Origin of the sequence: Vibrio profundi (assembly GCF_043642225.1) — a bacterium.
GTDB lineage: Bacteria > Pseudomonadota > Gammaproteobacteria > Enterobacterales > Vibrionaceae > Vibrio > Vibrio profundi_A.
In genome coordinates this window covers 215340-228421 of record NZ_JBHZSF010000004.1, presented here as the reverse complement: position 1 = coordinate 228421, position 13082 = coordinate 215340, and the positions used below count along the sequence as shown (strand labels likewise).

Below are 13082 nucleotides of genomic sequence, written 5' to 3'. Positions count from 1 at the left end.
GAAGATTAGTAGAATCGAATAGGTAAAAAGAAATCCAATTCAAACGCTTCCTCTTCATTTAAAAAATGGTTTTTGTGGTAATGGACATAGGCAGGCGTCGATCTTAATTTAAATCCAGACGCAGGTAGCCAGTGCTCTAACACTTGGCTAATTTGGGGCAACAATTCTCCGTAGACGCCATGAAGCCGAAACACCGCATGTAACCCACCAGGAATCACCATCTGATTAACCACTCCTCTGATATTTAAAGGCTTATCAATTTCGATACAGGCCACATAGCGACACTTATCTAAATCAACCCAAGCTGGGTTTGAATGATGTAAACCAAATTGCGTAGAGAACGCTCGCCCTTCTGCATTCGCCCACGCCTTTAGAATTAACCATGCATTCCGTATTGAGCGGTTATACCCTTCATGTCTCACATAAGCGGCAAGCTTTTCTGGCGTCTCGCTTATCTTTGGCTCAGACAATACTCTATCCGCCACTCGGCGGTAACCTGCGGCGACTTCTGGATCTTTTAGGTAAGGTTTATCCGACACTTGCAAATCATGCTTTCGCCACTCGCCTGGAGACATTTCAAAGGTGGTTTTGAACGCTCGACTAAAAGAAGAAAGTGAACTGAATCCGCAATTATTGGCAATATCTAACACAGTAGAACGGGTATCAAACATCAGTTGATTGGCGGCATATTCCATTCTTGTTCTACGAATGTATTGGTGAATTGACTCCCCCACGACTTGTTTGAATATCCGATGAAAATGCTGCTCAGAATACGCTGCAACCTCAGCTAAGTCTTTTGCAGCAAGTTCTTGGCTAATATCTTTATGGATATGAAAAAGAACATCATTGATTCGAGAAATATGTTGGCGATTCACAGTTGGAGCTCACAATGAAATAGCATAAATGGACATATTCATAAGCATAAATGGACAAACCAATTTCAGCAATGTTCTGTACTATAAAATTCATAATAATAGTCCGTTCAAAATACAGGTATACACATGGAAATCGCTCAATCGCTGCAACAGATTCAATCTTCTTATATTCGTGAAATTCTCGCAGCGGCCTCTGACAAGAACGTCATCTCTCTTGCTGGTGGGCTTCCTGATGAAAAGACTTTCCCAATTGACCTGATGAAACCTACGCTAGAAACACTTTCCGACATGCCAGAGGTTTTTCAATATGGTTCTACCGCAGGTTACGGCCCATTACTGGACCATTTAAATGAACGCTTTGCTTTGCCAGAAACCCACAGCGCGATGGTTTGTACTGGTTCTCAACAAGGCTTAGATTTGATCGCCCGTGCGTATATCGACCCTAATGATACGGTAGTGATGGAAGCACCCAGTTACCTAGGTGCAATGCAAGTATTCGGTTTAGTTCAAGCTAACATCACAACGGTTTCTCAAACCGAGTGTGGCCCTAACTTAGAAGAGTTAGAGCAGTGCTTTATTAAAGAGTCACCGAAAATGTTTTACGCCGTGCCAGATTTCCACAACCCGACAGGGGTATGTTGGGCATTGGAAACCCGTAAGAAAGTGGCTCAGCTTTGTATCCAATATAATGTTGCATTCATTGAAGATGCACCGTATCGAGAACTACGCTTTACCAACGACGCTTTACCTATGGTGTCAGATTTCTGCCCGCAGCACTCTATCGTACTGCGCTCATTCTCGAAGATCGCTTCTCCGGGCTTGCGTATTGGTGTGGTGACTGGCAAACAGTCGTACCTTGAACCTTTGATTAAAGTAAAACAAGGTGCGGATTTACACTCTAGTGTGCCAATGCAAGCGCTGCTATTAGGGCTACTAAAACACGACAACTTTGCCCAGCATATGGAGAAGATCCAAAGCTTGTACAAAGAACGCTACCAAGTTTTATTCAGCGAGCTTGAGAAACAGTTGCCGGAAAGCTGTGTCCTAAAACCGGTGGACGGTGGAATGTTCGTTTGGCTATCACTGCCAGACTGCGACACGTTCGAACTGGCAAAAACGTTACTGGCTAATGGTGTTGCTGTTGTCCCTAGCCCGGTGTTCTACCCAAATCCGGATAATACGCCTGCAGCTGTTCGCTTAAACTTTACTAACGCAAAACCGGATGAGTTAGTGGAAGCTGTGAGCCGCTTAGCGAAAGTACTAAAAGAAACCTTGGGCTAACCCAACGTTTCTATAGCGTTAAGACGAAAATAAAAACCCTAGTTCGAAAGACTAGGGTTTTTATTTGGTTTATTTCAAAGAGGCACCTTGAGTACGAATGACATCTTGATACCAATAGAAGCTTTTCTTCGGTTTACGTTCCAATGAGCCGCTTCCATTATCGTGGCGATCCACATAGATGTAGCCATAACGTTTGCTCATTTCTGCAGTAGAGTTTGCGACTAGATCTATCGGTCCCCAACTGGTAAACCCCATCAATTCCACTCCATCCAGAATTGCTTCTCGAGCTTGCACTAAATGATCACTTAAATAGGCGATTCGATAGTCATCAATGATTTCACCTTGCTCGTTGATTTCATCTCGAGCGCCGAGGCCATTCTCAACAATGAATAATGGTTTTTGATAACGATCGTAAAGCATATTAAGCAAAATTCGTAAGCCTTTAGGGTCGATCAGCCAACCCCATTGGCTCTTTTCTAGATAAGGGTTAGGAACGCTATCGACAATGTTGCCTACCTCTTTTTGCCTTGGGTCAGCACTCGCGCAGCCGCTCGCATAATAGCTAAATGAAATAAAATCGACAGTGGCCTGAGCAAGAGTCTCACGATCGCCTGGCGACATCTCAATTTCAATCCCCTGCTCACGAAAATAACGAAGCATATAGCTTGGATATTTGCCACGGGTTTGAACATCGCCAAAGAAAAGCCATTTGTTGTTCTCATGCATCGCAGCAAGTACATCGTCAGGATTACAAGTGAAGGGATAATTAATGGCACCGAGTAACATATTGCCAATCTGAGCATCAGGGATGATTTGATGACAAAGTGTTACTGCTTTCGCATTAGCGACTAGCTGATGGTGAATCGCCTGATAAATGGCTTGCTCATCGGCATCATCTTCTAATCCAACGCCAGTAAAAGGCGCATGCAGCGACATATTGATCTCATTAAATGTCAGCCAAAGCTTTACCTTATCTTGATAACGAGTAAAGACCGTTTCCGCATAACGCTCAAAAAAGTGAATTAGCTGACGGCTTCCCCAACCTCCGTAATTTTCCACCAGAGAATATGGCATTTCATAATGAGATAAAGTGACAAAGGGCTTGATATTGTACTTCGCGAATTCATCAAAGATTTTATCGTAATACGCTAACCCTTCTTCATTCGGCGTCAGTTCATCGCCATTAGGAAAAATTCGGCTCCATGCAATTGAAAGGCGTAAGCAGTTAAATCCCATTTCATTAAACAGACGAATGTCTTCTGGGTATCGATGGTAAAAGTCAATCGCTACATCTTTGATCCCCGGTGTACGCGCCTCACGTGTTTGATAAGGGCTCAGAATACCGTTAGGCAACATATCCGATGTTGAAAGCCCTTTGCCATCTTGATCGAATGAACCTTCAACTTGATTCGCAGCAATCGCGCCACCCCATAAAAAGCGGTCAGGAAAAGTCATCATAATGCGTTCTCTATTTATATTTCCATTGAGTGTAACCTACTAATAAGCGCTAAAAGCGGGCATATTCTTAAAGGCGATGTTCCTGTTTTCTTACCCCTAAAAAACCTACAATCTCTTCCTAAGTCACTCTGGAGTAGCATCAAAGAAGCCCGCCGTAAAAAGTGCGACACTACGAATTATCAAACGACACTTTTATTTAGTCCGGTTATCATTACCCCCAGCCGTTTCATTTATTATTTTAAGTACATTTCGATGACAACAATCAAATTCATTGCCTCAGATATGGATGGCACCCTACTTGACGAACAGGGCCGCTTAGACCCAGAGTTTTTCAACCTCTATTCTAAACTCACCCAGAAGAACATCATTTTTGCAGCTGCATCTGGCCGTCAATATTACAGTTTGGCAGATACCTTTGAGCCCCTTAAAGATGAAATGATGTTTATTGCCGAAAATGGCACGCTGGTAATGCATAAAGGCGAAGAGTTATACAGCTGCACGTTAGATCGTGATTCCATTCACAAGATCATCAAGCAAGCACGTTTAATTGAAGGCTCTCATATCGTGTTATGTGGAAAGAAATCCGCTTATATCGAAACACAAGATCCACAAGCTCTTAATGAAATCCTAAAATATTATCACCGCCGACAATCAGTTGCGGATTTATTGGAAGTCGAAGATGAGTTCATAAAAGTCGCTATCTGCCATTTTGATGGCTCTGCTGAACATGTGCACCCAAGTATTGACGCCGCGTTTGGAGAGAAGCACCAAGTCGTAATTAGCGCCAAGATTTGGTTAGACGTTATGAACGCAGAAGCTTCTAAAGGGGCAGCCTTAAAGCACTTACAAAAGACACTAGGCTTCACGTACGAAGAAACCATGAGTTTTGGGGATTACCTAAACGATGTCGAAATGCTAAAAGAAAGCTACCATTCTTATGCCATGGGAAATGCCCATGAAGGCGTCAAAGCAATCGCTCGATTTAGCGCACCAAGCAATCAAGAATCTGGCGTATTCAGTGTTATCAAGCGCCTGCTAGACTAAACGCTTACTGAAGGTCCATTAGTATCAGAGGAGCACTCTCGCTTAAGTGCCCCTCTCACTTCTTTCTCCTATCGCTTCCTTAACGCCGCTTCCAGAGATATCATTCCTCACACCGTTGGCTGTCATGACCATCGAATTATTAAACAGAGAATCAGGCGATTTATATGCTTATTACTTTCCATTGCAAAGCTCACGCTGATATCACGATGTTCGGAGATATCGCGCTCCATATCCTTAAGATCTTAGGGCATAGCGGTACAGTCCCTGGTGCCATTCCAGCTCAAGATTTACCACAAGCACTAAAATCACTGCAAACGGCTATCGATACTGAAAAAAATGCTCTCGCAGCCAAAGACAACGAAGCATTTGATGAAGACGAAGAAGAAAACGAAGAGATCGAAGAGATCGTGGTCGGGCTTGGAAACAGAGCATTCCCGTTAATCAGTTTGCTCAAAGCCGCGATAGAGGAAGAATGTGAAGTCATGTGGGATGACGGTACCAACAAGCGTCTTTAATTCGGACCGCATCCAATCAATACCCTACACTTTTCATTACCCGCTAAAACGAGAAAACCCTAGCATTTCTGCTAGGGTTTTGAATATGGCGGTGAGGGAGGGATTCGAACCCTCGATACGTTTCCGTATACACACTTTCCAGGCGTGCTCCTTCGGCCACTCGGACACCTCACCAAATTTTATGTTGAGCTTGCTGCTCAACGAGGCGCTAATTTAATGATATTCCCCTCGTAGGTCAAGGGGCTTCGCTAAAAAAAGCGGCCAATTTTGTTTGTTCGTCTATAAATTAGCTAATTAGATCAAAAACAAGCCAAATTCATAGTCTTATGTTCAAATTACGCTTGCTGATAGTAACCTGGAACTTTAAACCACTTACGGCACATATCTAAAAAATATCCGTAAAGAACGCCCATTCCACAAGAAATCACCGCATTACTTGTCACTGCTGTGATGATTTGATCAGACGAAGCGCCAACTGCCAATAAGATTCCGGCATATACAGGTGATTGGAATAGAACATAAGCAATGAGATCTGACACATTCTTCATGAACGATGTACCAGAGACTCTCGCACCTTGGCGAAGCATCCAGTCACGAAACACGCCATATGGCCATGCGATTGCAATGTTCACGGGAATAGATAAAGTTCTCGACGCCAGTGATTGTTCGAATGTCATACCGGAAATGAAAACTTCTACGATCATTCCTGAAATAAAACAAAATACTACCATAGCGAATGTATCCGCAGCTGCGTTTCGGATACAAAATGGCCCACGAGACTTCATTATCAACACCTAAAATATATCACTGCCAAATACAGCAATTAACAACATTAAAACAATGCACTTTAAAGTACACCCAGAGAATAACGCTATTAAATCACAACAATTGCAGTGTTACATTTCAAATATAAAGTCAAGGGGTAAATTTACAACTAAAAAGCAATAAAAAACCAGTGTCAAACACTGGTTTTTTCAAGATAGATTAAAAAACACACATATTGAAAATAAATTTCTGTAATTAAAGAACAAACCTACATATCGGAAAGCGTTACTGTAATTAAATTAACATCGTCTTGGCATGGCTTTTCACACTGCTCTAATGCTTTAAGCGATCTCGCTATTGCGTCAGTGAGTAAATCACTCGCATTAGGCTGAACAAGAACCAATAGTTTTTGAAGCACTTCATGCCCGGCGTCAAAATCAGAATCTTCTAAAGCAATATAAAAAGAGACTAAAGTGTCTTCTATATTGCCTGATGTCGATTCTTTTGGCTGCTGTTCGGGGTTGTATTGATACAGCTTCTTAGCGTAACGATACAAAGCATCATCTAGCTCACGTTCATCAATAGGTTTGGCTATGATGTAGTCAACACCGGCCCCCAGCATTCGCTCCCGCGTCTCTTTGAATACATCCGCTGTACACCCAAAGATGAGCACCCGATCCATATCCCCTCTTAGCCCACGGATAGCGGTTGTCGCTTCCACGCCATCCATCACTGGCATATGGTTATCCATTAGCACTAAGTCAAACCTTTGTGCCACTATTGCTTGTACAGCTTGCTCACCATTTTCAACACTATGGCACTCAAACCCTTTGCTCTTCATAAAGGTTTCAATGATGATGGTGTTGGTCCTATTATCTTCTACGATAAGAACTTTCAGGCCGGAATAATTCAGCTTCCGATGAGCGATGTTTTCAATCGATCCTGGCTTACATGGCTCCATCTCGACAAGTACGTCGAAACTAGTTCCAATTCCTTCTTCACTTGTGACCTCAATAGAGCCCCCCATTAGGTGGGTAATTTTCTTCACAATGGCTAAACCCAGTCCGGTTCCCCCAAAGCGTCTAGTGGTGGATGATTCAGCTTGTTCAAAAGGTTTAAATATCCGGCTTTGTGCTTCTTTTGAAATGCCGATCCCCGTATCTCTCACTCTGATAGAAAGGTACGCTTTATCATTTCTATACACTTCTTTTAAATACACTTCTACGAAGCCGCGGGCAGTAAATTTGACAGCATTATTCAGTAGGTTGAACAATACTTGGCGAAGCCTAGCCTTGTCGGAGTGATACCAACGCCCGGAAGGCACTTCTGAGTAGACTTTAAATTGCAGCCCTTTCTCCGAAGCTAGAGTGTGATAAACACTGTTGATGCTGCCGATAATCGAATCAAGTGGGAAACTCGTAAAATCTAAGTCTAAGTGCCCTTGCTCAATTTTTGAAAAGTCGAGGATCTCATTGAGTAAGGTCATCATATGATCACCAGAGTCATACAAACTTTTTAAATGTTTTTCTTGTTCGGGATCGAGATTCGTTTTGAGGAGAATTTGTGCCGTACCTAGCACTCCGTTCATGGGAGTTCTTATTTCATGCGACAACGTAGCAAGAAATGCAGTTTTGGCATTGGTCGACGCCTGCGCTTTTACTTTCTCAGCCTCTAGGTAAATGGTTTTTTCGTTGAATGCATGGATGAGATGCGCAATTTCATCATCACTGTTGTAAGTCATATCGATAATGCCACCGGCTTTCGAGTCGTCGACTTTCTTCGCGATAATGATAATTGGGGTGATAAGGTAACGATTTAGCAGGTAATAACCCGCCATTACACACAATAATAGGAAAGGCACAATGCCGCTTTCGATACTCATGACTTGAGCAAATACTTCATCGGCAACCAAACGCTTTGAATTAACGACTTCTACTTTCCAGTTAAACTCACCAAACTCGATATAGCTAATATAGATGCCTTCAACTAGCTTGAAATTGTGGGAAACTAACACATCCCCATGGGTGTCTCTGAGGGTGATCCCTAAATCATATTCTTCAGCATGTTCTTTAATAAACTCCAGTAGTTCGACTAACGACAAATCGACCGTTGTCACGCCAGCGAATTCGTTGTCTAAATAATATGGAGTTGAAACGGTGATCATCTGAACATGAGTAAACGGATCAATATAAACGTCTGACCAAGAAATCTCACCAATAGGCACGTTCACCACTGATGTATACCAGCTTTCTTCATGATAAGGCGAGGTCTGAGGATTATTATATGCATCGATTTGGTCGATTTTCCCGTCCGCTGCTTTATTAAAAAATAAACTACCGAGATCTTTATTAGGGTCTAATTTTTTAGGTTCAGGCCAAATGCCGCCACTCACCACGATGTCGCTACTAGTAGAAAATAGTGATTGAACCAATCTAGACAGTTTTTGTGAATCTCGCTCTGTATGAGCAAGACCGACGATACTATTAAGCAGCCCATGAGAACTGTTCAATGGCTCTTTGATTAAGGAAGAGAGAAGCTGAGTTCTTAAATCTAAGTTCTGTTGTAACTTGTCTCGCACGGGAGGTTCTACAACAAAGTAGGTAATGCTGCCGATAATGGCAATAAATATTGCTGAGTATAAACCGAGAGCGATCATGCTCTTTTTCTTCAACGAAGAACGTATATCCATAATTATTCGCAGTTTTTTTATTTAGTTTAATCTATCGGGAATAATCTGCTACATCAAACCTTTTTAGATGAGAACTAGATTGGTAAGATGTGCGCTAATTACATTCCTATAGATTTAATGGTATCCAACTTTGACCTTACACGACATTCTTGCGCTTCCAGAGCTGGAAGGGAAACTGCTTACTGAAAATCGTACACTCGGCTTTGTAACGGCCATGGCCGCTGCACCTAATGTGTTAACTCCGCATGAATGGCTTCCATTCCTATGGGGTGGTGATGAAGTTGCACCTTTCACCGACGGTGAGCAATTAGAGACGTACATCGAAGCGATTATTGCTCTATGGAATACAGCTCGCCCGGCTCTTATTGAAGGCACTTGGGTATGGCCTGAGTCTTGTACTCTTGATGATGAAGAAATTGTCAATGAAGCAGCTCGCGACTTCTGTGAAGGCTTGCTTCAAGGCTGGCAACTTGCGCGTGATGACTGGGAAACATTGATGCCAGAAGACAGTGAAGATAACGCACTGCTAGGCGGCGTGCTGCTTTCAATCAGCATGCTCTATGATCCAGAAACGTCAGTAGCCACGCTTGCTGAGCAAGGAATTGAAGGGTTAGAACAGTTCGAAGAAATCTTTAACGCTGTACCTGTAATGCTGTGTGGATTAACCCAACGTGGTATTGCCTTAGCGGAAGCTCAATAATCGCAAATCAAAATGACAAAAAAAGGCCTCTCGATGAGGCCTTTTTTATTAGCGGAAATCACTCCAATCAAAATTATCAATTCTTTCATCTGCAATATAAAACAGTTTTGTCGACGGAGGAATCTGCTCAGATAATTCAGGATTCAGCTCGATACCGTTCCCTACATCGATTGCAATCAAAGTGGCTTGGTATTTTTCTTTAAACATAGAGAAAATCGGCGCGACTGTTGAGGATGTTAAGTCAGATGGGAAGTATGCCGAGTACTGAGTCATGCCACGTGTTGAACTTAATAGCTCCTGATGTAATGCACTCGAACCAGGGTCGACAGCGGCTTTAGCAAGCATTTCAGCGCCTACAGCAGGAATACATTCAGAGTTAGGACAGTGCTTGTGTAACAAATCGCTTAACGCTTCGTCTTTAAAATAGACAAGCAAATGTGCATCAGGGTTACGATTAGCGCAGTAGAGTGCTGCAGAAAGAGTCACATCATCTTCTGGATTATCAATGAGAATACAACTTGCACTGTCGATCTCAGTCTTATCCATTTCTTTGCCGTCTGTGTAGCTATTAACGTGAACAAAACTGATTTCACCAGGCAAAGGATTCTCAATATCTGAACGGGTGCACAGAACGATTGGGCGCTTTCCCGTTTCTTCATGCTGAAGCATACGGATCAAATGAATGGTTCTTTGCTCATTCCATCCCAACATTAAAATATGATTTTGCACACGCACTCTCCTCTTTCCCAGTAACCCTGCACGCCAATAGTAAACACCTTCACTCGCAGCTTTACCTAACAACGCAGCGAACAAGCTTAAGCCACCAGGAATAACAAATAATATCACTATCCAACGCCCAAGCTCGGTAGTTGGCGACATATCGCCATACCCAACCGTCGACGCCGTCACGACCAAATAGTAAAAAAAGGCAGTGAATGAAGACGTTAGATCAGTTTCACCTGCGAAATTTAGTAATAGCCAGCATAGGACAACGTAAGCAACAAACGTTACCAACAAGTTTTTTCCGTTGAGCTCGAAGATGTTGGCTTGTACCCAGCGCTTTAACTGTAACCAAATCATCATAAGACGTTTCCTCTACCCTTTAGACCAGATCATCATGCGATATAAGTTCTACCAAATCAATAACTAACCAATATCAAATAGACTTTCAGACATAAAAAAACCAGCAAGAATGCTGGTTTTTTCTCATACTAAAATGGCTTAACCATTTAGCTGCTCTGCAAAATCGAGCATGCGATTCAAAGGAATCAAAGACTTCACTCGTAACTCTTCTGATACGAAAATCTCGTGCTCTTCACCGCCATTTTCTAACGCGTTTTCAATCGCTTGTAGGCCGTTCATAGCCATCCACGGACAGTGCGCGCAGCTTCGGCATGTCGCACCAGCACCAGCGGTCGGAGCTTCAATCAACTCTTTTTCAGGTACTAATTGCTGCATCTTAAAGAAGATACCTTTGTCAGTTGCAACGATCATTTGCTTATGTGACAGTTCTTTCGCTTTCTTAATCAACTGACTTGTTGAACCTACCGCATCAGCGAGCTCTACAACACTTGCTGGTGATTCAGGGTGAACCAAAATTGCAGCTTCAGGATAAACCGCTTTCATTTTCTTAAGCGCATCTGCCGAGAATTCGTCGTGTACGATACACTCGCCCTGCCATAACAACATGTCAGCGCCAGTTTGATTAGCAATATAAGAACCTAAATGGCGATCTGGTCCCCAAATAATTGGTTTACCATCTGCATCTAGGCTTTCTACGATTTCAAGAGCAATACTTGAAGTCACTACCCAGTCAGCACGTGCTTTTACAGCAGCAGACGTATTGGCATAAACCACTACAGTATGGTCAGGGTGTGCATCACAAAACTCAGTGAATTTATCTGCTGGACATCCAAGATCTAGAGAGCATTCCGCTTCAAGTGTTGGCATCAGTATGCGCTTCTGAGGAGTCAGTATTTTTGCAGACTCGCCCATAAAGCGAACACCTGCAATGATCAGCGTACTGGCATCGTGACGATTACCAAACTTAGCCATTTCTAATGAGTCGCCGACGAAGCCGCCAGTCTCTTCTGCTAATGCTTGGATTTCAGGATCTGTGTAATAGTGGGCGATCAAGACGGCATCTTTTTCTTTTAGTAGCGTCTTAATTTTTGCAACGTGTGCTGTTTTCTGATCTTGAGTCAGAGGCACAGGTTTTGGTGGAAAAGGGTATACAGTGTCGATCTTATCTAAAATGTGGCTCATTGCTCTTGCTCTACGCAACTTCCGGTAATCCGAGTATTCTACACCTGAACGGCTCCAAGGATCAAAAATATCGAGGCGAAAAAAAAGGCGCTCAAAGCGCCTTTTTTTAACCAAGCTTTATAAGCGGTCTTTTGCCACTTTAGCTGAAGCACTATTTGGGTGCTCAGCCACCACTTGTTGGTAATATTTCTTAGCTTGCTCCGCATTATTATTGCGAGCAGCAATATCACCAAGCTTCACTAACGCATCTGCACGTTTATTGGAATCTTTGTAGGCAACGACTGCAGCGAAACTTTTCACTGCTTCTTTATCCTGTTTCTTAGCAAAATAAAGCTGACCTAGCCAATAATGCGAGTTTGGCGTAAATGTCGATTCTGGGTAATCTTTCTGGAACTGCTGAAACGCAACGATAGCGCCTGTGTAGTCCCTTTGCTTTAAGATCATATCGACAGCATTTTGATATGCGGTTTGCTCATCAACATCAGAACTAAACGTTCCGGTTGGTTCACTGGTCGCACTGTCATCTTTTACTGGAACAGATGCTGCACTAGAATTCTTAACTTCGTTACGAACGCGATCAAGTTCGATAAATAACTCGCGCTGACGCTCTAGCATCTGCTGCATATCATAGCTATTTCGTTCTAACTGACCACGAAGTTCGCTAATTTCTAAAGCCATATCATCGATTTGAGTTTGCATTTGCAACTGCACACGATTTCGATTTTGAAGTAAGCGTTCTAAACGTTGAATATCAGTCTCATTAGAAACTGAGTTGGAAGTAGAAGACGAAGTAGGTGTCGCGGATGAGTTACTGATATCAGATACTGGAGCTGGTGTAGCGAACGCTAGGTTCGCTACACTTGCCAGTAACGTAAGCGTAACTACTCGCTTAGTGTTACTGAACATGAGGCAATTCCTCAATTAGATAGATTACTAAAATTAGTAAACTAGCACTGCACGACGGTTTTTAGCGTACACATCTTCAGATTGACCTAGAAGAAGTGGCTTCTCTTCACCGTAGCTTACGATAGAGATTTGGTCAGCTTGAACACCTAGAGCTTGTAGGTATTTAGCAACAGCTTGTGCACGACGCTCACCTAGTGCGATGTTGTACTCAGGAGTACCGCGCTCATCGGCGTGACCTTCGATAGTTACGCTCATGTCTACGTTCTTGCTTAGGTAAGCTGCGTGTGCAGAAAGCATAGCTTCGTAGTCGCCAGCGATAGTTGAGTTATCGAATGCGAAGTAAATGGTTTGAGTTTCGCGTAGTGCTTGCTCTTTAAGCTCTTGCTCAGAAAGTTGTGCGTTCGCATCGATTGGCGTTACTACTGTAGTATCTACAGAGCCTTCAGAACCAGAAGTAGACTGGTTAGTTTCAGTGCCAGCTGATGAAGTTGCGTCATCGCTTGAGCTACATGCAGTTACTGCCATTACTGGTAAAGCAATAAGCAGTCCTTTAAGAACTTTATTAAGTTGCATCTTATTTTTCC

General features: G+C 42.9%; 12 protein-coding genes and 1 tRNA gene. 4 read left to right on the top strand and 9 right to left on the bottom strand.

Features of this window, described 5'->3' with window-relative positions; all coding sequences use genetic code 11:
• Positions 1-5 precede the first annotated feature (5 nt).
• A complete protein-coding gene (locus tag ACHUFI_RS09370; RefSeq protein WP_394248444.1) occupies positions 6-875 on the bottom strand; it encodes an AraC family transcriptional regulator in 870 nt (289 codons plus the stop codon).
• 126 nt (positions 876-1001) lie between these two features.
• Between ACHUFI_RS09370 and ACHUFI_RS09365 the strand changes: the two genes are divergently transcribed.
• A complete protein-coding gene (locus tag ACHUFI_RS09365) occupies positions 1002-2156 on the top strand; it encodes an aminotransferase-like domain-containing protein (protein ID WP_394248442.1) in 1155 nt (384 codons plus the stop codon).
• Positions 2157-2225: 69 nt separating this feature from the next.
• On the opposite strand, the gene ascB is transcribed toward ACHUFI_RS09365, so the two are convergent.
• Positions 2226-3614 (bottom strand): 6-phospho-beta-glucosidase, encoded by a 1389-nt coding sequence (ascB, locus tag ACHUFI_RS09360; protein WP_394248440.1) that lies wholly within the window; start codon positions 3612-3614, stop codon positions 2226-2228.
• A gap of 252 nt (positions 3615-3866) precedes the next feature.
• Between ascB and ACHUFI_RS09355 the strand changes: the two genes are divergently transcribed.
• Both ACHUFI_RS09355 and ACHUFI_RS09350 read left to right on the top strand, forming a co-directional pair.
• Entirely contained in the window at positions 3867-4658 is a 792-nt protein-coding gene (locus ACHUFI_RS09355; RefSeq protein WP_394248438.1) for a Cof-type HAD-IIB family hydrolase, read from the top strand.
• A gap of 164 nt (positions 4659-4822) precedes the next feature.
• Complete coding sequence (locus ACHUFI_RS09350) at positions 4823-5173, top strand: DUF1840 domain-containing protein (RefSeq protein WP_394248436.1); 351 nt, start codon at positions 4823-4825, stop codon at positions 5171-5173.
• Positions 5174-5259: 86 nt separating this feature from the next.
• Here ACHUFI_RS09350 and ACHUFI_RS09345 read toward each other — a convergent pair.
• From ACHUFI_RS09345 to ACHUFI_RS09335, 3 genes are all read right to left on the bottom strand, one after another.
• Positions 5260-5347 (bottom strand) — tRNA-Ser (locus ACHUFI_RS09345).
• Positions 5348-5508: 161 nt separating this feature from the next.
• On the bottom strand, positions 5509-5958 hold the full coding sequence (locus ACHUFI_RS09340; protein ID WP_394248434.1) for an L-alanine exporter AlaE: 450 nt from the start codon (positions 5956-5958) through the stop codon (positions 5509-5511).
• 248 nt (positions 5959-6206) lie between these two features.
• Entirely contained in the window at positions 6207-8627 is a 2421-nt protein-coding gene (locus tag ACHUFI_RS09335) for a hybrid sensor histidine kinase/response regulator (RefSeq protein WP_463596585.1), read from the bottom strand.
• A gap of 130 nt (positions 8628-8757) precedes the next feature.
• On the opposite strand from ACHUFI_RS09335, the gene ACHUFI_RS09330 reads away from it, so the two are divergent.
• Positions 8758-9327, top strand: coding sequence for a UPF0149 family protein (locus tag ACHUFI_RS09330; RefSeq protein ID WP_394248432.1), 570 nt, complete (start codon positions 8758-8760; stop codon positions 9325-9327).
• Between the two features lie 48 nt (positions 9328-9375).
• On the opposite strand, the gene ACHUFI_RS09325 is transcribed toward ACHUFI_RS09330, so the two are convergent.
• From ACHUFI_RS09325 to pal, 4 genes are all read right to left on the bottom strand, one after another.
• Complete coding sequence (locus ACHUFI_RS09325) at positions 9376-10410, bottom strand: potassium channel family protein (protein ID WP_394248430.1); 1035 nt, start codon at positions 10408-10410, stop codon at positions 9376-9378.
• Between the two features lie 138 nt (positions 10411-10548).
• Positions 10549-11592, bottom strand: a complete 1044-nt coding sequence (nadA, locus tag ACHUFI_RS09320) for a quinolinate synthase NadA (RefSeq protein WP_394248428.1) — start codon at positions 11590-11592, stop codon at positions 10549-10551.
• Positions 11593-11709: 117 nt separating this feature from the next.
• Positions 11710-12498 (bottom strand): tol-pal system protein YbgF, encoded by a 789-nt coding sequence (gene ybgF, locus ACHUFI_RS09315; protein WP_394248426.1) that lies wholly within the window; start codon positions 12496-12498, stop codon positions 11710-11712.
• A 33-nt stretch (positions 12499-12531) separates the two neighbouring features.
• Complete coding sequence (gene pal, locus ACHUFI_RS09310; protein WP_394248424.1) at positions 12532-13071, bottom strand: peptidoglycan-associated lipoprotein Pal; 540 nt, start codon at positions 13069-13071, stop codon at positions 12532-12534.
• Between the last annotated feature and the right edge of the window lie 11 nt (positions 13072-13082).

Excerpts from the sequence above, each read along its gene's own strand:
- ACHUFI_RS09355 (WP_394248438.1), top strand. The coding sequence starts at position 3,867 with ATGACAACAATCAAATTCATTGCCTCAGATATGGATGGCACCCTACTT.
- ACHUFI_RS09365 (WP_394248442.1), top strand. The coding sequence starts at position 1,002 with ATGGAAATCGCTCAATCGCTGCAACAGATTCAATCTTCTTATATTCGT.
- ascB (WP_394248440.1), bottom strand. The coding sequence starts at position 3,614 with ATGATGACTTTTCCTGACCGCTTTTTATGGGGTGGCGCGATTGCTGCG.
- pal (WP_394248424.1), bottom strand. The coding sequence starts at position 13,071 with ATGCAACTTAATAAAGTTCTTAAAGGACTGCTTATTGCTTTACCAGTA.
- ACHUFI_RS09335 (WP_463596585.1), bottom strand. The coding sequence starts at position 8,627 with ATGGATATACGTTCTTCGTTGAAGAAAAAGAGCATGATCGCTCTCGGT.
- ACHUFI_RS09325 (WP_394248430.1), bottom strand. The coding sequence starts at position 10,410 with ATGATGATTTGGTTACAGTTAAAGCGCTGGGTACAAGCCAACATCTTC.
- ybgF (WP_394248426.1), bottom strand. The coding sequence starts at position 12,498 with ATGTTCAGTAACACTAAGCGAGTAGTTACGCTTACGTTACTGGCAAGT.
- ACHUFI_RS09350 (WP_394248436.1), top strand. The coding sequence starts at position 4,823 with ATGCTTATTACTTTCCATTGCAAAGCTCACGCTGATATCACGATGTTC.
- nadA (WP_394248428.1), bottom strand. The coding sequence starts at position 11,592 with ATGAGCCACATTTTAGATAAGATCGACACTGTATACCCTTTTCCACCA.
- ACHUFI_RS09340 (WP_394248434.1), bottom strand. The coding sequence starts at position 5,958 with ATGAAGTCTCGTGGGCCATTTTGTATCCGAAACGCAGCTGCGGATACA.